The organism is Shimia sp. (assembly GCF_022448905.1).
Taxonomy (GTDB): domain Bacteria; phylum Pseudomonadota; class Alphaproteobacteria; order Rhodobacterales; family Rhodobacteraceae; genus Shimia.
In genome coordinates this window covers 63041-84107 of sequence record NZ_JAKVCW010000007.1, presented here as the reverse complement: position 1 = coordinate 84107, position 21067 = coordinate 63041, and the positions used below count along the sequence as shown (strand labels likewise).

The 21067-nt window shown below is 60.0% G+C and carries 22 protein-coding genes; 7 read left to right on the top strand and 15 right to left on the bottom strand.

All coding sequences use genetic code 11. The features are described from left to right. Positions 1 to 23: 23 nt before the first annotated feature. Positions 24 to 2036, top strand: coding sequence for a M3 family metallopeptidase (locus MK208_RS10155; protein WP_294116363.1), 2013 nt, complete (start codon positions 24 to 26; stop codon positions 2034 to 2036). A gap of 66 nt (positions 2037 to 2102) precedes the next feature. Here the strand turns inward: MK208_RS10155 and MK208_RS10150 are convergent, their stop codons facing one another. After that, on the bottom strand, positions 2103 to 2471 hold the full coding sequence (locus tag MK208_RS10150) for a glycine zipper family protein (RefSeq protein ID WP_294116362.1): 369 nt from the start codon (positions 2469 to 2471) through the stop codon (positions 2103 to 2105). Between the two features lie 157 nt (positions 2472 to 2628). On the opposite strand from MK208_RS10150, the gene MK208_RS10145 reads away from it, so the two are divergent. Then, the gene (locus tag MK208_RS10145) at positions 2629 to 3138 is read left to right on the top strand and encodes a hypothetical protein (protein ID WP_294116361.1); all 510 of its coding nucleotides are present in this window, start codon (positions 2629 to 2631) and stop codon (positions 3136 to 3138) included. Between the two features lie 8 nt (positions 3139 to 3146). Continuing rightward, on the top strand, positions 3147 to 3359 hold the full coding sequence (locus tag MK208_RS10140; protein WP_058241470.1) for a helix-turn-helix transcriptional regulator: 213 nt from the start codon (positions 3147 to 3149) through the stop codon (positions 3357 to 3359). A gap of 65 nt (positions 3360 to 3424) precedes the next feature. Here MK208_RS10140 and MK208_RS10135 read toward each other — a convergent pair whose 3' ends face one another. The 6 genes from MK208_RS10135 to MK208_RS10110 form a co-directional block, all read right to left on the bottom strand. Next, positions 3425 to 4921 (bottom strand): phosphomannomutase/phosphoglucomutase, encoded by a 1497-nt coding sequence (locus tag MK208_RS10135; RefSeq protein WP_294116359.1) that lies wholly within the window; start codon positions 4919 to 4921, stop codon positions 3425 to 3427. 32 nt (positions 4922 to 4953) lie between these two features. Next, positions 4954 to 5787, bottom strand: a complete 834-nt coding sequence (kdsA, locus tag MK208_RS10130) for a 3-deoxy-8-phosphooctulonate synthase (RefSeq protein ID WP_294116358.1) — start codon at positions 5785 to 5787, stop codon at positions 4954 to 4956. Next, positions 5787 to 7445 carry a capsule biosynthesis protein gene (locus MK208_RS10125; RefSeq protein WP_294116356.1) on the bottom strand — a complete coding sequence of 553 codons (1659 nt, stop codon included), beginning with the start codon at positions 7443 to 7445 and terminating at the stop codon, positions 5787 to 5789. Before MK208_RS10125 ends, kdsA begins: the two co-directional genes overlap by 1 nt. Beyond that, positions 7423 to 8082: an ATP-binding cassette domain-containing protein gene (locus MK208_RS10120; RefSeq protein WP_294116355.1), complete on the bottom strand. Its 660-nt coding sequence runs from the start codon at positions 8080 to 8082 to the stop codon at positions 7423 to 7425. Before MK208_RS10120 ends, MK208_RS10125 begins: the two co-directional genes overlap by 23 nt. Positions 8083 to 8371: 289 nt before the next feature. Next, a complete protein-coding gene (locus tag MK208_RS10115; protein WP_294116351.1) occupies positions 8372 to 9409 on the bottom strand; it encodes a permease in 1038 nt (345 codons plus the stop codon). Next, a complete protein-coding gene (locus MK208_RS10110) occupies positions 9402 to 9746 on the bottom strand; it encodes a metalloregulator ArsR/SmtB family transcription factor (RefSeq protein ID WP_294116350.1) in 345 nt (114 codons plus the stop codon). The genes MK208_RS10115 and MK208_RS10110 overlap by 8 nt, the downstream gene beginning before the upstream one ends. An 84-nt stretch (positions 9747 to 9830) precedes the next feature. Here MK208_RS10110 and MK208_RS10105 point away from each other — a divergent pair, with 84 nt between their 5' ends. Together MK208_RS10105 and MK208_RS10100 are read left to right on the top strand one after the other, a co-directional pair. Beyond that, a complete protein-coding gene (locus MK208_RS10105; protein WP_294116349.1) occupies positions 9831 to 10412 on the top strand; it encodes a uracil-DNA glycosylase family protein in 582 nt (193 codons plus the stop codon). Beyond that, positions 10409 to 11200 carry an SseB family protein gene (locus MK208_RS10100; protein WP_294116348.1) on the top strand — a complete coding sequence of 264 codons (792 nt, stop codon included), beginning with the start codon at positions 10409 to 10411 and terminating at the stop codon, positions 11198 to 11200. The genes MK208_RS10105 and MK208_RS10100 overlap by 4 nt, the downstream gene beginning before the upstream one ends. 70 nt (positions 11201 to 11270) lie before the next feature. Here the strand turns inward: MK208_RS10100 and MK208_RS10095 are convergent, their stop codons facing one another. Both MK208_RS10095 and MK208_RS10090 read right to left on the bottom strand, forming a co-directional pair. Next, entirely contained in the window at positions 11271 to 12200 is a 930-nt protein-coding gene (locus MK208_RS10095; RefSeq protein ID WP_294116347.1) for a glyoxylate/hydroxypyruvate reductase A, read from the bottom strand. After that, a complete protein-coding gene (locus MK208_RS10090; RefSeq protein ID WP_294116346.1) occupies positions 12197 to 12607 on the bottom strand; it encodes a VOC family protein in 411 nt (136 codons plus the stop codon). Before MK208_RS10090 ends, MK208_RS10095 begins: the two co-directional genes overlap by 4 nt. 102 nt (positions 12608 to 12709) lie before the next feature. Between MK208_RS10090 and MK208_RS10085 the strand changes: the two genes are divergently transcribed. Then, entirely contained in the window at positions 12710 to 13555 is an 846-nt protein-coding gene (locus MK208_RS10085) for a LysR family transcriptional regulator (RefSeq protein WP_294116345.1), read from the top strand. Here MK208_RS10085 and rodA read toward each other — a convergent pair whose 3' ends face one another. From rodA to MK208_RS10055, 6 genes are all read right to left on the bottom strand, one after another. Then, positions 13556 to 14695 carry a rod shape-determining protein RodA gene (rodA, locus tag MK208_RS10080; protein WP_294116344.1) on the bottom strand — a complete coding sequence of 380 codons (1140 nt, stop codon included), beginning with the start codon at positions 14693 to 14695 and terminating at the stop codon, positions 13556 to 13558. It lies immediately after the preceding gene. Positions 14696 to 14702: 7 nt separating this feature from the next. Further along, positions 14703 to 16646 (bottom strand): penicillin-binding protein 2, encoded by a 1944-nt coding sequence (mrdA, locus tag MK208_RS10075; protein WP_294116343.1) that lies wholly within the window; start codon positions 16644 to 16646, stop codon positions 14703 to 14705. Continuing rightward, a complete protein-coding gene (locus tag MK208_RS10070) occupies positions 16646 to 17176 on the bottom strand; it encodes a rod shape-determining protein MreD (protein WP_294116342.1) in 531 nt (176 codons plus the stop codon). Before MK208_RS10070 ends, mrdA begins: the two co-directional genes overlap by 1 nt. After that, positions 17169 to 18062: a rod shape-determining protein MreC gene (gene mreC / locus MK208_RS10065; protein WP_294116340.1), complete on the bottom strand. Its 894-nt coding sequence runs from the start codon at positions 18060 to 18062 to the stop codon at positions 17169 to 17171. The genes MK208_RS10070 and mreC overlap by 8 nt, the downstream gene beginning before the upstream one ends. Before the next feature lie 79 nt (positions 18063 to 18141). Then, positions 18142 to 19182 (bottom strand): rod shape-determining protein, encoded by a 1041-nt coding sequence (locus MK208_RS10060; protein WP_294116339.1) that lies wholly within the window; start codon positions 19180 to 19182, stop codon positions 18142 to 18144. Positions 19183 to 19347: 165 nt separating this feature from the next. Continuing rightward, a complete protein-coding gene (locus tag MK208_RS10055; protein ID WP_294116338.1) occupies positions 19348 to 19986 on the bottom strand; it encodes a TorF family putative porin in 639 nt (212 codons plus the stop codon). Between the two features lie 205 nt (positions 19987 to 20191). Here MK208_RS10055 and rlmJ point away from each other — a divergent pair, with 205 nt between their 5' ends. After that, positions 20192 to 20971, top strand: a complete 780-nt coding sequence (gene rlmJ / locus MK208_RS10050; protein ID WP_294116336.1) for a 23S rRNA (adenine(2030)-N(6))-methyltransferase RlmJ — start codon at positions 20192 to 20194, stop codon at positions 20969 to 20971. Positions 20972 to 21067: the final 96 nt, after the last annotated feature.

Genomic DNA, 21067 nt, shown 5'->3' with positions numbered 1-21067 from the left:
GTGGGGCAAAGGAGATTCATCTGATGACAAATCCGCTGCTGTCCACGTGGGACACCCCGTTCAAACTTGCTCCGTTTGACAAGATTTCTGACGACGATTTTGCGCCTGCCTTTGAAGAGGCTTTGACCGCGCATAAGGCAGAGGTGGAGGCGATTGCCGAAAGCGCCGAGGCGCCGAGCTTTGCCAACACCATTGAAGCCATGGAAGTGGCGGGCGAGGGGCTCGACAAGGTGCTGTCGGTGTTTTTCTCGGTGGCCGGGGCGGACAGCAATCCGGCGCGCGAAGAGTTGCAACGGGACTTCTCGCCCAAGCTGGCGGCGCATTCGGCGGAGATTTCCGCCAACAAAGCACTGTTTGGCCGGATCAAAACCATTTGGGACGCGCGGGACACGTTAGACCTAACGGAAGAGCAGCAGCGGGTGTTGATGCTGACCCATCGCGGCTTCGTGCGCGGCGGGGCGGCGCTGGAAGGCGATGCGGACGCGCGCATGAAAGAGATCAAAGGCCGCTTGGCTGTGTTGGGCACCGAGTTCACGCAGAACCTGCTGGCGGATGAACGCGCTTGGTTCATGCCGCTGGCGGAGGAAGACCTGGAAGGGTTGCCCGCCTTTGCCGTGGACGCGGCGCGGGCGGCTGGCGAAGAAAAAGGTGCAGAGGGGCCGGTGGTGACGCTGTCGCGCTCGATCATTGTGCCGTTTTTGCAGTTCTCGCCGCGCCGCGACCTGCGGGAGAAAGCGTTTGAGGCTTGGGCCGCGCGTGGGGCCAATGGGGGCGAGACCGACAACCGCGCGATTGCTGGGGAAATACTGGCGTTGCGCGAAGAGCGGGCAAAGTTGTTAGGGTATGACAGCTTTGCGGACTACAAGTTGGAAACCGAGATGGCCAAAACTCCGGACTCGGTGCGCGGGTTGTTGATGGATGTCTGGGCTCCTGCCAAGGCAAGGGCGGAGGCGGATGCCGCCGTGCTGACCGAGATGATGCACGCGGATGGGATCAACGGCGATCTGGCACCGTGGGATTGGCGCTATTATGCAGAGAAGCGGCGCAAGGCGGAGCATGATCTGGATGAGGCGGCGCTCAAGCCTTACCTGCAGCTTGATCGGATGATTGAGGCCAGCTTTGCCTGTGCGACCAAGCTGTTTGGGTTGCAGTTCAAAGCGTTGGAGGTGCCGCTGTACCATGAGGATTGCCGCGCCTGGGAAGTGACACGCGACGGGGAGCATGTGGCGGTGTTCATCGGCGACTATTTTGCGCGGGGCGGGAAACGCTCTGGTGCGTGGTGTTCGGCGATGCGCGGGCAGGCGAAATTTCCGGAAGTGCAGGGGCCGGTTGTGATCAATGTCTGCAATTTTGCAAAGGGTGATCCGGCGCTGCTCAGCTATGACGATGCGCGGACCCTGTTCCATGAGTTTGGCCATGCGCTTCATCAGATGCTGTCCAATGTGACCTATGAGAGCATTTCCGGGACCTCTGTGGCGCGAGACTTTGTAGAACTGCCCAGCCAGTTGTATGAGCACTGGCTGGAGGTGCCTGAGGTGCTGGCGGAGTATGCCACCCATGCGGAGACCGGGGAGGCCATGCCGCAGGCGATGTTGGAGAAGGTGCTGGGCGCGGCGAACTTTGATCAGGGCTTTGCCACGGTGGAATATGTGGCTTCCGCGCTGGTCGATCTGGCCTTCCACGAAGGCGCGGCGCCAAGCGATCCGATGGCGAAACAGGCGGAGGTTCTGGCGGAGCTGGGCATGCCAGCGGCGATCACCATGCGCCACGCAACGCCGCATTTTGCCCATGTGTTTGCCGGGGACGGCTATAGCTCTGGCTACTACAGCTATATGTGGTCAGAGGTGATGGATGCCGATGCGTTTGAGGCCTTTGAAGAGGCCGGGAGCGCGTTTGATCCGGAGACGGCCAAAGCGTTGGAGACACATATCCTGTCGACAGGTGGATCGGTGGAGGCGGATGAGCTGTATAAACGATTCCGCGGGCGTTTGCCTGGGGTTGAGGCGCTCCTGAAAGGGCGCGGCCTGGCGGCCTAAGGCCTTCTTTCAATTAGATTTGAAAACACCCGCAGGCGGAGGACCCCTGCGGGTGTTTTTGTGTGCTTAGCCGATCACGTCATGGCCGCGGTTTTGCATGCAGCGGATCAGAACGTTGCGGCGTTCGTCATTCACTTTGGAGGCGTTTTCAGCCGCGCCAATGGCGCCGCCGGTGATTGCGCCAACCACGGCACCTTCCCATTCATCATCCGCCTCAATGGCGCCTACGCCTGCGCCAATCACCGCGCCAACCGCAGCGCTTTCGGCCCCGGCGCCGTTGGTGAAGGAGGCTGCCTGTGCGTGGCAAGCATTGTAATCGCTGTCAAAATTGGCGTTGCGAGTGCCGTCCACTGTCAGCGGGCGATCCACGGGCGCGGTGCAAGCAGCCAGAGACAGGGCGGCAATCAGGCTCAGCATCAATGTGTTGTGTGTCATTTGGGTCGGTCCTTTTCAAAATGAGTCCGTCTTGGGATGAGCGACATTTAGGTGGATGAGATTTTCATTTCAAGCTAAAAGTTTTATGTTTTACGTAAAAGCTTGCACGGAAAACGTAATTGGATTATTGAAAAGCAACAACTAATGGAGCAAAATCATGAAGCTAGTGGCCCGTCTCGCCATGTTGATCACGGTGGTCTATTTCACCTTTGGTTGGGCGGTGTTGTGGATATCCGCCTTCCTTGGCACGGGCGAAATGTTGGCCGATGCCTTTGATTTGCCTCTGGATATGCCGGTGCCGCCGCTCTGGGCGATTCTGGTTGGCATGGGGATGATGTGGCCCGCGTTGATCAGTTTGGGCGTCGGGTTCTGGGCGCTGGATCGAATCCTGCTTTTGAAAAATCCGCAGGACTTTGCGCAGATGGGCAAACACCTGCAGCTGTGCGCTTACGCGTTCTTGGCGTTTTGGCTGCTCAACGCGCTAAATGTGTCGATGCAACCGGTGGTGTTGAGCGCCCATTTGGCACCAGGGTTGCGCCCGGAGTTTGTGTTGATCGACATCGATATTGATGTGGTTTTCCTGGTGCTTGGGGTGGTGTTTTTTGCCATCAGCCGGTCGCTCACTCAGGCGCAAGAAATTGCTGACGAGAACAGCCAGTTCCTGTAGGAGGCCCTATGCCCATACGCATCAACCTCGATCTGGAACTGGTGAAACGCAAGATGACCTCGCGCGAGTTGGCGCAGGCTATTGGATTGACCGAGACCAACCTCAGTTTGCTGAAATCCGGCAAGGTGAAAGGCATTCGTTTCAATACGCTGGAAGCGATCTGCGCCCACCTGGGATGTCAGCCGGGAGATATTCTGGAGTATGTACCGGAGGAAGAGTAGGGGCATCAAAAAAGGGCGCCGCAGGATTGCGGGCGCCCTTTGAATTTGGTGTTTTCTAGGTTTGCTCAGATCGTCTGATCGTAGTCGCCCACGCCGGGCTCGGTGCGGATTACGGCGTCGATTTCGGCAAAGATCTGGCGCATTTCGGCGTCGCTTTCGTTGCTTTCGATCACCACCACCAAGTTTGGTGTGTTGGAAGACGCGCGCACGAGGCCCCAGCTGCCGTTGTCCAGGATCACGCGGGCGCCGTTGACCGTCACCACTTCGCTTATTGCGCGGCCGGCGATTTTTTCGCCACCTTCGTTCATGGCGGTGAGCTTGGCCACGATGCGCTCGAGGATGTCGTATTTCTCTGTGTCCGCGGCGTAGGGCGACATGGTGGGGGTGGACCAGGTTTTGGGCAGGGCTTTGCGCATATCCGACATTTTCATGTCCGGGTTGCGGTCGAGCATTTTGCAGATTTCCACGGCCACGCGCATGCCGCAGTCGTAGCCACGGCCCACGTCACCCGCGAGGAAGTAGTGGCCGGATTTCTCAAAGCCTGCCAGCGCGCCGAGTTCGTGCACGCGGCGCTTCATGTGGCTGTGGCCGGTTTTCCAATAGTCGGTTTTGGCGCCGGTGCCCAAAAGGTCTGGATCTGCCGCGTAGAGGCCGGTCGACTTCACATCGGCCACAAAGGTGGCGTTGGGGTAGAGCTTGCCAAGGTCTTTGGCCATGATCACGCCCACCTTGTCGGCAAAGATTTCTTCGCCCTCGTCATCCACCACGCCGCAGCGGTCGCCGTCGCCATCAAAGCCAAGCGCGAGGTCCGCGCCGGAGGCCTTCACGCTGTCAGACATGTCGTGCAGCATTTCCATGGCTTCGGGGTTCGGGTTGTAGTTGGGGAAGGTGTAGTCGAGCCGGTTGTGGCTATCGACAACTTCGACGCCCATACGTTTGAAAATTTCCGGCGCAAAGGCGGCGGCGGTGCCGTTGCCGGTGGCGCAGACAACTTTCAGCGGGCGGGACATTTTGAAGTCGCCAACCAGGTCGTCGATGTAGGCTTCGCGCACGCCGTCGATGACCTCGTGCTTGCCACCGTCATGCGCATCAAAGTCGCCGTTCAGCACGATGTCGCGTAGTTCGGCCATTTCATCGGGGCCATGGGTGAGCGGCTTTTCAAAGCCCATTTTCACGCCGGTCCAGCCGTTGGGGTTGTGAGACGCGGTCACCATGGCCACGGCAGGGGCATCAAGGTGGAATTGCGAGAAATAGGCCATTGGGGACAGGGCAGGGCCGATGTCTTTCACGTGGATGCCAGCCTTCATCAGGCCAACAATCAGCGCCATTTTGATGGACACGGAATAGTCGCGGTAGTCGTTGCCCACGGCAATCACCGGCTCAATGCCGCGACGTTGCATTTGGGTGCCAAGGCCAAAGCCAAGTGCGGTCATGCCCGGCAGGTTGATCGCCTCCGGGAATTGCCAGCGGGCGTCATATTCACGGAAGCCTGTGGGGGCGATCATCGGGTCGCGCAGGAACTCCCAGGTGTTCGGGCGCACTTCGGGCAATGGTTTTTTCATGGCAATGTCTTTCTTCTTCAAAAATCAGTTTATCAAATAGCAATTGGGTTGGCTTTGGCCAACACATCAAACTGCATCAATGTGTCAATCAGATGAGACATTTGGTCAAGCGGGATCATGTTTGGGCCATCAGAGGGCGCATTGTCCGGATCCTGATGCGTTTCGATGAAAACGGCGGCCGTTCCAATAGAGACAGCGGCGCGGGCCATCACGGGGGCAAACTCGCGCTGACCGCCGGAGCTGCCGCCTTGACCGCCGGGCTGTTGCACGGAGTGGGTGGCGTCCATCACCACCGGGTAGCCGGTTTTGGCCATCTGCGGCAGGGAGCGCATGTCCGCCACCAGCGTGTTGTAGCCAAAGGAGGTGCCGCGCTCGGTCAACAGGATGTTGGTGTTGCCGGTGCTTTCGATTTTGGTGACGATGTTGCCCATCTCCCAAGGGGCCAGGAATTGGCCTTTCTTCACGTTCACCGCAGCGCCGGTTTTGCCGGCAGCCAGCAGCATGTCGGTCTGGCGGCACAGGAAGGCGGGGATTTGCAGGATGTCGACGGCCTCAGCCGCCAGGGCGCATTGCTCTTCGGTGTGCACATCGGTCAGCACGGGCACGTCAAAGTCCTTGCGGATGCCGTCCAGAACCGAAAGGCCCGCATCCAAGCCGAGGCCACGAATGCCGGTGAGCGACGTGCGGTTGGCTTTGTCGTAGCTGGCTTTGAAGACATATTGCGCGCCCGCCTTGGCGCAGGCTTCTTTCATAGTGCCTGCGATCATTTCGGCGTGGTTTTTGCTCTCCAATTGGCATGGGCCAGCAATGACCGTCAAAGGAAGGTCATTGCCGATGGTGAGAGCACCAACATTTACATGTTTCATTACGAAGACACCTGTTCTCTGAGGATGGACGCGGTCAGCGAGATCATCAGATAGATGCCCGAAAAGATCAGGAAGGCCAAGATCGTGTTTTCAAAACTGCGCGGGTAAGACGGGTCCTGGGCGGAGACCGGATCCACCGAGGTGGTCAGATAGCGCACCTGACGGTTGGCTTCCAATTCGGTCTGCTTCAGGGTCTGCAACGCGGTCTGCATTTGCAGGTCAGCAGCGGCGAGGTCGGCCTGTGCGATCTGGATTTGAGAGGTTTTGGCAGCGAGGGATTCCTCACCTGCGGTGGCCTCTGTCATGCGGGCGCGCTGGGTGGCCAGAGCAGCCTCCAGGCGGCGCACGTCGCCTTGTACACCTTCGACACGGGCCTTGTTGGGGCGGGCGTTGTCTTGCAAAGCGGCGAGTTGCAATTGCTTCTCTTGAAGCTGGATTTCCAGATTGGTGATCTGTTGACGCAGGGAGGCAATCACGCCTTCGGGGTCAAGCACGGTGCTTTCTTGCAGGCGCACAAGTTCCACCTGCGCATTGCGGCGCTCTTCTTTGGCGGTCTCGAGACTCTTGCGGGCGTCGCGCAGCTGGTCTTCGCGTTTGCGTTGGGAGAGGTCGTCAACCCGTTGTTCGGCATAGGAAATCAGCGCTTTGGAGAACTGCGTTGCGATTTCTGGATCAGCGGCGCTGACCTCCATGCGGATGGAACCCTCGGTTGGGTCGTAGCCGATTTTTACAAATTTCTTGTATACCTTATAGGCTTTTTCGTTGGACGGGTTTTCGTCCAACCGCTGGATCGGGTCGATGTTGGGATCGGAGAAGTGCCCCTTGAAGCCCACATCGCTGTCCAGCCGGATCATTGCGTCCTTACTAGTCAGGTAGTCCTGCACCGCGATAGCGTCCTGGTTGGAGTTGAGCTGCGCGGGTAACAGACCGCCAAGACCACCGCCGCCGGTGCTGTCGGCTTGTTGCACCAGGAAGGCGGATTTGGTTGAGTACATCGGCGTGGCGACATTGTAGAAGTACCAGCCAGCAAAGATTGTTGGCAGGAAGACAAAGGCCGAGAGGCGTGCCAGCAGCAGGAGCAGGCGGCGGCGACGGCGGCGGGCAATGTCTTTCTGGATTTCGCCAATCTCGAGCGCGCGCATCTCTGCCGGGGACATGGTCTCGGTCGATGGCAGGTTGGCTTTGCCCATGGGCATGGTTTGCGGCAGCTGTACCTTGCCCGCCTTGGCAGGGGGCTTGTTCCCTTTGTCGGAAGGCATGAGGTCCAGCATGTTGGTGCGCTGGAACGGATCGATGCCCGCCTCGCGCAGCAGGCGCACGGCGTCATAGTCAGACGTAGGCGCCAGATTGTTTTTCTGCGCCATGCGGCGGGCCATGCGCAGTTGGCGGCCGGTGAGACCTTCGCGTTTGATCGCGTCAGTTGCGGCCTCTGCCCCTTGCGGCGTGGGCTGCGCTGTGTTGGCGGCAGCGGGCTGCGGCGTTGGTTGCGGCGCGGCTTGGCTCTGTGGCTGCGCGCCCGGGTTGGGCAGGTTCACAGCGCGTGGACGTGGTTGCGGCTCGCCCTGAGGGGGCGGCGCGGCACCTTCCGCAGCCGGTTGGGCCGGCGGGGTCTCGCTGCGGCGGACGCGGAATTTCTTAGCCTTGGGTTTGGTAGTCATAGAGCTGCTTGGCCTCTTCCAAGGTGTCGAACATATAGAGTTTGCCGTTCAGCAACACCGCCGCCGATCTGGCAAATTTTTCCAGCACTTGCGGCTGGTGTGACACAATCACAATTGTGGTGGTGCGCAGGCGTTCGCGGAGCACCTCACCGGCTTTCTTGTTGAAATCCACATCGGTGGAGGAGGGCATGCCCTCGTCAATCAGGTAGATGTCGAAGTCCAGCGCGAGCATCAGCGCAAAGGTGAAACGCGAGCGCATGCCGGACGAATAGGTGCCCAGTGGCTGATCAAAATATTCGCCGAGGTTGCACAGCCAGCGGCAGAAGGCCTCGACATAATCCGGGTCCAGCCCGTAAAGGCGGGCGATGTAGCGGCTGTTTTCCACGGCGGTGTGTTTGTTCACCACGCCACCCATGAACCCCAGCGGGAAAGAAATACGGCAGTCGCGGCGGATGGTGCCTTCGTCAGGTTTTTCCAGCCCCGCCATCATATTGATCAGCGTGGTCTTGCCGGTGCCGTTGGGGGCAAGGATGCCAAGGGAGTTGCCCAATTCGACACGAAAAGAGACGCGCTCAAGGATGACCTTGCGCTGCGTGCCGGTCCAGAAGGACTTACTCACATTGTCGAACTCGAGCATTACCTGCTCCTGAAACTGCTCTCACGTGCCGTTATAGCACAAAACTATACACCATAGTGGTTAACGCTCTGACGGCGTTTTGCCCAATATGTCGGATTTGTCAGGCAGATAGCAACTGTCTGAGGCGGGAATGGGGCAAGAAATGCAAAAAATTGAAACGGAATGCAGAAGTCCCGGGGAAATTTGGGGAAATTCAGTGTTTCCAGTTGCTTTGTTAAGCACTGATGCAAAAAACCACCGATGCTTGGGGGCACCGGTGGTTTGCATGGGTTTTGGTTAAGGTTTTGGCTTACGCAACCGCTTGCCAGACGGTGCCTGCGATCAGCGCGCCGGTTAGGGCAAAGCCGAGGTAGGCGGCAAAGATGCGCGGTTTCACCAAGGCCCAGACCGCGATGGCGGCGGGGATGCAGCTGACGCCACCGGCGATCACAAAGGACATGGCGGCACCCTGGGACATGCCTTGTTCCATCAGGCCGCTGATAAAGCCCACGGCGGCAAAGCCGTTGAGGTAGGCGGGCATGCCGATCAGCGCTGCGATCAGGATGGTGCCAAAGCCTTCGCCACCAAGGAACTGACCGACCCAAGCCGTGGTGTCATAGACAATCATCAGCGCCTCGAACATGTAAGCAATGAGCAGCCACTTCACGAGGAACAGCGCATTTTCCAGCCAGGTCTCGCGGAAGACAGAGCGGCGATCCGCGTTGCCCCAGAATTTCCAGACAGGCTTTTCGGAGAACGGCGCTTTGGTGCCGCAGCAGCCGCCGACCTGCGGTTTTTCCCGCAGCGGATCGGCAAAGACTGCGCTTTTGGAGAAGGTCATGGTCAGGAAGCCACCCATCATGCCGATGCTCACGGCGGCGACGGTTTTGGCCAGCGCGAAGTCCAGGCCCAATTCGCCCCAAGTGATTGTAAACATGGCCGGATCCATCAGGGGCGACGCCAGCCAGAAGGCCATCACGGCCCCCAATGGCGCACCAACCGCGAGCAGGGCGGCGATGAAGGGGATGACTTCACAGGAACAGAAGGGCGACAGGCCGCCCATAAAGGCTGCGAGGATGATCATGCGCACCTGGTTGCCCTGAAACGCCTTGGCAATCAGGTTGTCGGCACCGCTGGCTTTCACAAAGGCCACAAGCGTGATGGCGATGATGATGAAAATGCCGGTGTGGCTCATCGCCTCAATGACGATCTCAGACGCGGGCAAAAACTTTTCCGGTGCGACCAGCAGCAGGATCAGCGGGATGATCGCCACCGCGAGCCAGGCTTTGTCGAGTTTTTTCCATCGGGATCGCCACGGGGCGGGGGCGTTTTGGGTTGTATCAGCCATGGTCGTGCTCCTTGCACTTTTGGGCGAGATCGGCGCAGCACTCTCTCAACAGGAACGTGGAGAGATCGCGCACAGCGTCATAAGCGATGGCGGCGCAGATGATGGACCGCCCTTGTTTTTCCTGAGTCACCAGCCCGGCCTGGGCGAGGATCTTCATATGATGGGTCAAGGTGGAGCCGGTCACGCCGCTGCGTTTGCCAAGCTCTCCGATGGAGAGGCCCTCATGGCCCGCGCGCACCAGGCAGCGCAGAACCGAGAGCCGTTGTTCCGATCCAAGCGCCGCAAAGGTGGAGGCAGCCACTTCGAGGGAGATATCTGTTGGGTCACTGTGTTTCATATTTCTAAAAATATCGAAATAAGTGAGTCGCGCAAGCCTTATTTCGAATATTGTCGAAATAAGTTTGGCGGGCTATCAGGGGGCATGTCACTCCGCCAGGAAATACAGGGCTGCCAAATATGTGCAGACCGGTTTGCAGCCACCGCGACAGGCCATGTGCCACGGCCGGTGGTGTGGTTTGAGGCAAAGCCCAAGCTGTTGATTGTGGGGCAAGCACCGGGCGCGCGGGTGCATGAGAGCGGGCGGCCGTTTACGGATCCCAGCGGGGACAGGTTGCGCGATTGGATGGGCGTGGATGAGGCTGATTTCTATGACACAACCCGCGTGGCGATAGTGCCGATGGCGTTTTGTTTTCCTGGCTACAACGCGACCGGGAGCGACCTTCCGCCGCCGCCGGTCTGTGCCAAAATCTGGCGAAAAAGAGTGATGGACGTGTTGGGTGACGTGCCACTGACGCTTGTGGTGGGCGGCTACGCCCAAAAGTGGCATTTGGGCACCAAGGCGGGGGTGACTGATACAGTTCAAGCTTGGCACGACCATGCGCCCACGGTCTTCCCCTTGCCACATCCGTCCTGGCGCAATACGGCATGGCTGAAGAAGAATCCCTGGTTTGAGGCTGAGCTGTTGCCTGTGCTGCAAACCCGCATCAAGGAGGTGCTGACATGAGTGACCTGACCCCACTGGACAAGGCCCATGCGGCAATGGAAGCGGCGCCGGAAGATGATGCCGCACGTCTGCGGTTTTATGAGCGTTTGGCGGATGCGGAGCTGTTTTTGCTGCTGGAAAAAGAGCCAGAGGATGATCGCATTGCGCCGGAGATTTTTGAAACCTCCGATGCCAGCTTTGTGCTGGTGTTTGATACCGAAGAGCGGCTGGCACAGTTTGTGGGGCGCATCGCCCCATATGCCGGGCTGTCAGGTCGCGTGATTGCCAACATGCTGGCGGGGCAGGGCATTGGATTGGCGGTCAATCCCGAAGTGGCGCCGTCCTCGATCCTGATCCCCAATGAGGCGCTTGGCTGGCTGGCGGACACGCTGGAGCATGCGCCGGATGAGGTTGAGGCCAAAGTGGAGAGCTTTGAGCCGCCTGCTGGTCTTCCTGAGGTGCTCATTACAGCGCTGGACGCTAAACTGAGCACGGCCGGTGGACTCGCCAAAATGGCGTATCTGGTGGGGACGACCTATGAGAGCGGCAGCCGCTCACACATGTTGGGCTTTGTGGAGGTGGTGCCGGGCGCGGATGGGGCGCTGGCCAAAGCGGTGAACGAAGCGCTGACCTTCTCTGGCATCGAGGCGGGCGCGCTGGATGTGGGATTCTTTGCCGCCAGTGATCCGGTGGCGGCGCAGTTGGCGCGGGTTGGGCTGCGGTTTGACCTGCCAGAACCACCAAAAGCCGAAGATCACGTGCCAGTCACCCCGGGCAGCGATCCGGACAAACCGCCAATCCTGCGCTGACCCTCGTCTTCTCCTTCCCCAAATATCCCGGGGTGAATGGCGCAGCGTGCTGCGCCAGAGGGGCTGGCCCCTAATACCCCGCGCTGCGGTCGACGACATGCACAAAGGGTTCGCCTGCCTCGCCGCGGCGCACGTTCTCGGCCACCACTTCGCTCGAGGTTTTTACGCGGGTTTCCGAGGCGATGTGTGGCGTGACCGTGACATTGGGATGTGCCCAATAAGGATGCTCTTTTGGCAGCGGTTCTACGCGGAAGACATCCAACGTGGCATGGGCGATATGGCCTTTATTGAGCGCGGCCAGCAGGTCGTCGTCATCTATCAGCGGGCCGCGGCCCGGGTTCACGATCATCGCGCCTTGCGGCATCCACGATAGGCGCTCGGCGTTGAGCAGGTTTTCTGTCGCGGCGGTTTTTGGCAGGAGAAGCACCAGGATGTCGGCGCGGGCGAGAGCGGTTTTTAACCCGTCATCACCGTGCAGGCACGTAACGCCAGCGATGTCTTTGGCGCGGCGGCTCCAGCCCGCGACGTCAAAACCCAGATCGCGTAGGGCTTCGGCGCAGGCGCGGCCCAATTCGCCAAGGCCCATGATGGTCACACGGCGGTCTTGCGCCAGCGGTGGCACATGGGGAGTCCAGTCGCCGTTTTGGCCAAGGATATTGCGGTCCATGCCAAGGTGATGGCGCATCACATGGCCCACAACCCATTCCTTCATACCTTGGGTCATGCCGGGATCGACCATACGGCAGAGCGGCATGGTTAGGGACTTGTTGCCTACGATGCTCTCCACACCGGCCCAGAGGTTCAGCACCGCTTTGCAGCGGGTGTACGGCGTGAAGTCTTGCACGGCGCTGTTGGGAGCATAGACGATGTAGTCGACGTCTTCGGGGGCAAACTGGGTTTGCACGTTTGCGTCCACACCGGCGACTTTGAGTGCCTCTTTCAGCGGGGCTTCATATTCCGCCCAGCGTTCGGGCTTGGCGGCAAAGAGGACGTTGATCATGTGGCAAACACTCCGGACATATCGGCAAAGCCTTTGATTTCGATGGGGTTCCCAAAGGGATCGTTGAAGAACATGGTGCTTTGTTCGCCCGGTTCACCGGCAAAGCGGGTGAAGGGCTTGAGCACAAACTCCAGACCCGCCTCGGTGAGGCGTTGCGCGAGGGCGTCCCAGTCTGCTTTGGGCAGGATCACACCAAGGTGCGGCATGGGCACCATATGCTCGCCCACCTTGCCGGTGGCGGCGGTGGCAAAGGGTTCGCCAATGTGCAACGAGAGTTGATGACCAAAGAAATTGTAGTCCACCCAGGTGTCGGTGCTGCGGCCTTCGGTGCAGCCCAGAAGGTCGCCGTAAAAGGCGCGGGCCTGGTCGAGATCGCGGACATTGTAGGCGAGGTGAAAAATGCTCATGCGCGGCTCCTTTGCGGGGCAGAATAGGGTCTGTGTGCATAGGTAGAAGCGCAAAGTGAAGAAGGGTAGCTTGTTTTTGCATCTTCAGACATAAGGAAAACTATGGATGTGAGATTTGTGGAAACTTTGCTGGCGGCGGTGGAAGAGGGCACTTTGGCGGCGGCAGCGCGGCGTCAGGGCATTACGGCTGCTGCGGCGGCACAGCGGATTGCGGCGTTGGAAGTAGGGCTAAAAGTACCGCTTTTGGTGCGCGATGGGCGGCATATGGCGGCGACGCCAGATTGTGAGGCGTTGCTGCCGGATTTGCGGCAGATGGTGGCGCTCAAGGCTGGGCTGGCAGGGCGGTTAACGCAGGACCAGTTGGGCGGGCGGTTGCGATTGGGCGCGGTGTCAACGGCGTTGAGTGATTTTGGCCCGACGGTGGTGCAACAACTGGAGGCGGAGGCACCTGCGGTGGAATTGGCGTTGATTCCGGCGGCCAGTGAGGCGGTGTTTCGTCAGTTTGAGGACGGTGCGCTGGATGCGGCGCTGATTGTGGCGCCGCCGTTTGCTTTGCCCAAGACGATGCAGTTTGACGTCTTGGCGAAACAACCGATTGGTTTTGTGCGGTCCGTGACGCAAGCGGACTCTAAGGACGTGCCCTATCTGGTTTACAGCCGATCTTCTTGGGGCGGTGCGGCCTGTTGGCGGGCGTTGACCTCGCAGGTTGCAGCGCCGCAGGTGCGGTGTGAAATGGATGCCGTGGAGATCATTGCGCAGATGGTTGAGGACGGATTGGGGCAATCGGTGTTGCCACAATGGGGCGGGCTGGACCGGCACCACGGCGGGCTTGTCTTTGAGGCCATTCCCGGCGCACTGCGTGAGGTTGGCCTGCTGACATGGCGGCGCGAGGCGCGGCGGCCAGTGATCAAGCTGCTGCGGCGGTGTTTGGGCGTTGAGGTGGCTTAGTTAGCGCGGGCGGTGGACGTGGGCGGATTGCACCAGGCCAAAGCCTGCCATCAGAACCAACATGGCGGAGCCGCCGTAGCTGACCAAAGGCAGCGGCACGCCGACGACCGGCGCGAGGCCCATGACCATGGACATGTTCACCGCAAAGAACAGGAAGAATGCGCCTGCGATGCCGAGGATCAATAGCGACGAATAGCGGTCTTTGTTGGAAATCGCAGAGGCGATGCAGAACACCACGATGAGGGCGTAAAGCGACAGCAGGGAGACCGCGCCAATGTAACCAAACTCTTCGGCCAAGGTGGTGAAGATGAAATCGGTGTGTTTTTCCGGCAGGAAGTTCAGGCGGCTTTGGGTGCCTTGCATAAAGCCGCGCCCGGTCCAGCCACCAGAGCCAAGCGCAATTTTGGACTGGGTGATATGGTAGCCAGCACCAAGCGGATCAGAGGAGGGGTCCAAGAAGGTGTCGATGCGGCGATACTGGTAGTTTTTCAAAAGTTGCCAGTCTGTGCCGCGCGATTGGAACACGGCGACCACCAGTCCCACAACCATGCTGATCACAGCGGCGAAATAGCCCCAGTGTACGCCTGCGAGGAACATCACAATGGCACCGCCGGTGAGCAGCAGGATTGAGGTGCCTAGGTCCGGCTGGCGCAGGACCAGCATGGTGGGGGTGATGATCAGCAGGACGGGGATCAGCACCCAAAGCGGCTTGCTGGTTTTCTCGGTGGGCAGCCAGTCGTAATAGGCGGCGAGGCTCATCACGAGGGTGATTTTCATCAGCTCGGAAGGTTGCAGGCGCATAAAACCCAGGTCGATCCAGCGCTGGGCGCCCATGCCGACGCTGCCCATGACCTCGACCAGCACCAGCAGAATCAGCGTGACCAGATAGGCAAAACCCGAGATCGATCGCCAAAACCAGATTGGCACCATGGCGACAAAGAACATGACGAACACCCCAAGGGCGTAGCGCTTCATTTGCGGCTCGGCCCAAGGTCGGAAAGAGCCGCCTGCCACAGAGTACAACATCAGGAAGCCGACACCGGCCACGGCGGTGATCAGCAGTAGCAGGGCCCAGTTGAGGTGCAGCACTTTACGCAGCCCGGTGGGCACATGTTTGACGTTATATTCGAGATAACTCATCTGCGTCTCATGCCCTGTTGCGGCGCGTGATTTCGCGGCCCGGTACCAGTTTTTCCAGCTCTTCCTGCTGTTTCTCGATGCTGTTGCGGTCTTTGGTGGGGTAGGCCGACAGGGGCGGCGTGCCGCCGTAGAGCGCCTGAAGCGTGATGTCGCGGCCAATTGGCGTGGCAGCTTTGGAGCCGCTGCCGTGTTCCACCACGACGGCCACGGCAATCTTCGGGTTTTCGAACGGGGCGTAGTTTACAAACAGGCCGTGGTCGCGGCGATTCCACGGCAGGTCTTCGTTGCGAGTCACACCACGCGCACGCTCGGCGGCGGTGATGTTGCGCACCTGAGAGGTGCCGGTTTTGCCCGCCATGCGGTACTCATCTTCGATGATGCGTTTGCTGTAGGCTGTGCCTCGGCGGTGGTTGGAGACCGCATACATACCGCGTTGCACCTCCGCGAGGTGGGTGGGGCTGATGTCCAGACGGGGCGCTTCGGCAATGGGTTGTTCGACGCCGTTGATGGATTTTACCAAACGGGGCGGCACCGCTTTGCCGGTGGCCAGGCGTGCCGTCATCACGGCAAGTTGCAATGGCGAGGCGAGCACAAAGCCTTGGCCAATGGAGGCGTTGGCGGTGTCGCCCACCACCCAGTCTTCGCCGCGTACGGAGTTTTTCCATTCGCGCGAGGGGTTTAGACCACGCGCGACGCCGGACAACGGCAGGTCAAACTTTTCACCAATCCCGAATCTCGCGGCGACTTCGGACATCTTGTCGATGCCGACCTGCAGGGCGATGTCGTAAAAATAGACGTCGCAGCTTTCACGCAAAGCCTGCACAAGGTTCATTTGCCCGTGTCCGCCGCGCTTCCAGCAGTGGAAGCGGCGGTTGGAGATTTCCATGTGGCCGGGGCAGTAGACAGTGTCGTCGAAGCCGATGATGCCTTCTTCAAGGGCCGCCAGTGCGGTGATCATCTTGAAGGTGGAGCCGGGCGGATAGGTGCCTTGAACGGATTTGGCCGCAAGGGGACGGTGGTCGTTGCCGGTGAGTTCGCCGTAGTCTGCGACCGAGATGCCTTCGACAAACAGGTTAGGATCAAAAGTTGGGGCGGAGGCGACGGCCAGCAGGTCACCGGTTTCGCAGTCCATCACCACCGCGGCGGCGCTTTCCTCGCCCAAGCGGGCCTGGGCGTAGGACTGCAGGCTCTGGTCAATGGTGAGTTGAATGTCGTCGCCTTGCTCGCCTTCGCGGCGGTCAAGCTCGCGCATGATGCGGCCGACGGCGTTGACCTCGACCCGTTTGGTGCCAGCCACGCCGCGCAGATCGTCTTCCATGCGGCCTTCAAGGCCCACTTTGCCAATCTGGAAGCGCGGGATGCGCAGCAGTTGGTCTGGGTTGTCGATCTTGGAGAGGTCGTAGTCGGAGACCGGACCAACATAGCCCAACACATGGGCCATGTCGCCGCGTAGCGGGTAGTAGCGTGACAGGCCGACTTCCGGCGTGATGCCCGGCAGGGATGGGGTGTTGACGGCAACGCGGGAGAGTTCGTCCCAGCTCACGCGGTCCGCAATGGTGACCGGCAGGAAGGGCGGGGAGCGGCGCATCTCGGTGACGGCGCGGTCCAACTCGTTGGGGTCAAGTTCCACCAAGGTCGCCAGTTTGTCGATCACGGCGTCAACGTCGCCGGCGTCTTCGGGCACCAGCGTGACGCGGTAAGACGGCTCGTTGCGGGCCAGCACAATGCCGTTGCGGTCAAAAATTTCACCACGGGCTGGCGGGATCAGGCGGATGTTGATGCGGTTTTCTTCGGCCAAAAGGCGGTATTGGTCCGCTTGGTCCAGTTGCAAATGGCGCATGCGAAAGCCGAGGCCGGTCATAAAGGCCAGCATGGTGCCGCCAAGCAGGAGCGCGCGGCGGGAGAGGCGGCCGTGGACCTCGGTGATTTCGGTGGGGGTCTTGGCGCGCATCAGTTGGCCCCCAAGGCGTCATGGGCTGTGGCGCGGCGCACGCCAAACAGCAGATGAGACAGGAAGACCACGCCGGGGTAGATGGCGATGTTCATGATGGTTTGCATCAGCATGAGGCCAAGGGACGGCAGCGGCAGCAGGAAAATGGTGCCGATCAGGCGGTACCCTACGGTGATGGCCAGCATGATGACGGCGGCTGTGAGCCATTCGGTGGCAAAGGTGGCGTCGCGCAGGCGGGGGGCGCGGTTGCGTTGGATTTCGCAGGCAAACACCATGATCGCAGCGGCCAGTCCCGGGGGACGCAGCAGCAGGAAGTCGGCCAGCAGAAAAACGACAGCGATGAGCAGCGGCGGGGTATAATCAGGCTGGCGGACGGCCCACGCCAAGGCGAGAACCACCATGAATTCCGGCCCGGCCCAGCGGCGCGGGGTGGTTTCCAAAGGTAGAAGCTGTGCAAAGACCAAGAGCAGGCACAAAAGCGCAAAGATAAACCGCATCAACCACTTATTGGACAGAGCCGCGTCAGCCATCGGTGGTCTCCGAGAAGGCATCGGGGCTGTCTGGCGCTATCACGGTACCGGGGCTGTCGAGGCGTTCTTGGCCGTGGTGGCGCAGAACGCGCAGGAATTCGAGACGCTCATAGTCGGCGGCGAGGCGCACGCGCAGGCGGCCGGAGGGGTCCACCGCAACTTGGCCGATCAGCAACCCGCCGGGGAAGACGCCGCCGTCTCCGGAGGTCACAACGCGGTCGCCGGGACGCACGAGGTCCGGGGTTTCGAGGAAATCCACGTGCGGGGCAACGGAGTTGTCACCGACGATCAGGGCGGATTGGCCAGACGGCTGGATGCGGGCAGGAATGCGGCTGGAGCTGTCGGTGAGCAGCATCACACGGGAGCTGGATTGGCCAACGCCTGAGATGCGGCCCACAAGGCCAATGCCGTCCATCGCGGCCCAGCCATCGATGATGCCATCGCGGGCGCCGATGTTGAGCAGCACGGATTGGCGGAAAGGCGAGCCGCTGTCGGCCAATACCACTCCGGTGACATAGGTGAGTTGTGGATCAAGGCGCACGTTGTTGAGGTCAAGCAAACGGGCATTTTCCTGCCTCAACTGAATCGCGGCCTCTTTCCAGGCCTTCATTTGCTGCAACTCGCGGCGTAGCTCGCGGTTTTGCTCGACAATGCGGGTATAGCTCTGGAAGTTGCGCATCATGTTGACCGCGCCGGTGACCGGCGCCATGGCCCAGTCGAAGTTGGGCACGACAGCGTCGGTGATTTGCGCGCGGAAGCGTTCCACGCGCGGGCTGTCGATGCGCCAGATCAGGAAGATGCCAAGCAAAAGCAGGATCAGCACACCCAGAAACAGCCGCCGTAGCGGTGCGGAGAAATCCTCGCTCTGGGTGCGATCTTTGGCCAAGGTGCCTCCGGATCAGAAGGGGTGGGCGCTATGCTACACCGCCGGAAGGCTGACGCCAAACCGGCGCTGAGAGGCCGGGTTAGCTGTCGTAGTCAATCGCGTGGCGCAGTTGCTTTTCATACTCCAGCGCTTTGCCGGTGCCCATGGCCACACAGTTCAAGCTTTCGTCAGCGATGGACACGGCCAGACCGGTCTGCTCACGCAGGGCCAGGTCGAGCTCGCCCAGCAGCGCGCCGCCGCCGGTCAGCATGACGCCGCGATCCACGATGTCGGCCGCCAGATCCGGTGGGGTGGCTTCCAGCGCGGTCATCACCGCTTCGCAGATTTGCTGTACCGGTTCGGCCAGCGCTTCGGCGACTTGTGCCTGAGAAATTTCGGTTTCCTTTGGCACACCGTTAAGCAGGTCGCGGCCACGGATCTGCATGGAAGCGCCACGGCCGTCGTCTGGCATGCGGGCGGTGCCGATGGAGGTTTTGATACGCTCGGCGGTGGCTTCACCGACCAGCAAGTTTTGCTGGCGACGCAGGTAGTTGATGATGGCTTCGTCCATGCGGTCACCACCGACACGCACGGAACGCGCGTAGACGATGTCACCCAGGGACAGAACGGCCACCTCAGTGGTGCCGCCGCCGATGTCCACAACCATGTTGCCGGTTGGATCGGTGATGGGCATGCCGGCACCGATGGCGGCTGCGATCGGTTCGGCCACAAGACCTGCGCGGCGTGCGCCAGCGGACAACACCGATTGGCGGATCGCGCGTTTTTCAACGGGGGTCGCGCCGTGGGGGACGCAGACAATGATCTTGGGTTTGGAGAATGTGGAGCGCTTGTGCACCTTGCGGATGAAGTGCTTGATCATCTCTTCGGCGGTGTCAAAATCGGCGATCACACCGTCGCGCATGGGGCGGATGGCCTCGATGCTGCCCGGCGTCCGACCCAGCATCAGCTTGGCATCTTCGCCCACGGCGAGCACTTTTTTCACGCCGTCTTTGACGTGATAGGCCACCACAGAAGGTTCGCTGAGAATAACACCTTTACCTTTTACATAGACCAGCGTGTTTGCGGTCCCGAGGTCGATGGCCATGTCGGATGTAAACAGGCCGCCCAAATTTCCCAGCATATGATTTTGTTCCCCAGAAATTCCCAAAGCCCGCGACTCTCCTCAAGTCCGGGCGGCCTTCTTATAGGAACTAGAAGGCCAATGTGAAAGACCCGCAGTAAATCAAAGGCGACATTCCGCCGCGAGGGGTGGCCACAGGGCAGCCATCCAGGCGAAAATGCCCGCTTAGAAGGCAAATTTCAGCATACCAACCACGCCTTCGTCGTCGCCGTCGCGGCCGTGGTAGCGCATGTCGAAGGAGATGTTGTCGGTGAAGGCGTATTCCGCGCCCACATCCCAATAGTAGTCGCTTGCTGCGCCATCATCTACGCCGTAGCGGGCAGAGGTTTTCCAGCGGTCGCCAATGTCATAGCCGACCTGTGCGTAGCGGTTGTAATTTTTGTTGGTCCAATCATAGGCGGCGTAGCCTTTGACATACATGGCGTTGTCAAAAGTGTAGGTCAGGCCCACGGCAGCTTCGCTGCTGTCGTAACCGGAGTCATCGTAGGACTTTCGAACCAAGCCAAGATCATAGGCAAAGTTGGTGCCGACATTGGAGCGGTACCCTGTGTACAGGTCGTATTGCCATTTGTCGGCGGTGCCGATGTCGACGTTGGAGCCCCAGGCGCCAAAGTAAAACCCACTGTTTTCGACTTCGACCCAGGGTTGGATCGCGAAACCGTCAGATTTGGACACACCGGAGTCGATGTAGTCTGACGTCATGTCCGCCCCGTAGGACCAGTTCCAGCCTTGGGCGGCAGCGCCGGTGGCAAAGGCAAATGGAGCACAAAGCGCGGCGGCGCAGATGGATGTGCGATAGTTCATGGGTCTTTCCTCTCATGCGTGAGTGGTGGTCTTGTTTTTGCGAGACTTGTCTGTCTCGCGACCCATGTGGCAGGCGCTCACAAGGCTTTGAAGTGGGGCGCAAAAAGCCGCTTAGACTTGGGCGGGAAGTTGCAAAATCTGACGGTTTTGGTGGGCCAAAAACTGCCGTCTGGGCTTTGGCGCGCGGGCAGGCTATTGAAAGCGGATGCTGAGTTACCAACACATCTTCCACGCCGGCAATCTGGCCGATGTTCAGAAACACGCGCTTTTGGCGGTGATGCTGGAATATATGGGGCAAAAGCCCAAGCCGATGAGCTATCTAGAGACCCACGCAGCGCGCGGGGTCTATCAGCTCGATGATGCGGCGGCGGTGAAAACCGGTGAGGCCGAGGCCGGGATTGGCAAGGTGGCGGGGTGGTTTGCGGACGATCACCCTTACAAACGGGCCTTGATGGCTGTGCAAGCGCGGCATGGGGACACCGCCTATCCCGGCTCGCCGGCGATTGCGCAGGCGTTGCTGAGGGGCGAGGACAGCATGCAGCTTTGTGAGTTGCATCCTCAGGAAGCGACGGCGTTGCGCCAGGCTATGAAAGGCAGCGGCGCGAAGGTGCATCAGAAAGACGGGTTTGAGACCGTCATGGGGATTTGCCCGCCAACGCCGCGCCGGGGTGTGCTGTTGATTGATCCGAGTTACGAGATCAAGAGCGACTACAAAACCCTGCCGGGTTGGATCGCAAACGTGCACCGCAAGTGGAACGTCGGTGTGATTGCGCTGTGGTATCCGATCCTGCGAGACGGCACGCACAAAGCGATGCTGGAGGCGCTGGAGGCGAAAAGCTTCCCCAAGGCCCTGCGGCATGAGGTGGAATTCCCCCCTGCAAAAGAGGGCCATCGTATGATAGGGTCAGGCATGTTCATCATAAACGCGCCTTATGGACTGCAAGCGGAGGCGCAGGACCTGACGACGAGGTTTGCCAGCCTCTGACCTCCGTTGACCCAGTGTCCCACGGCTAAATGTCGCATTCTTTAGGGTTGTGTTTCACATTGTGAAATCCACAAATTGTGGAGTAATTTCAATTGA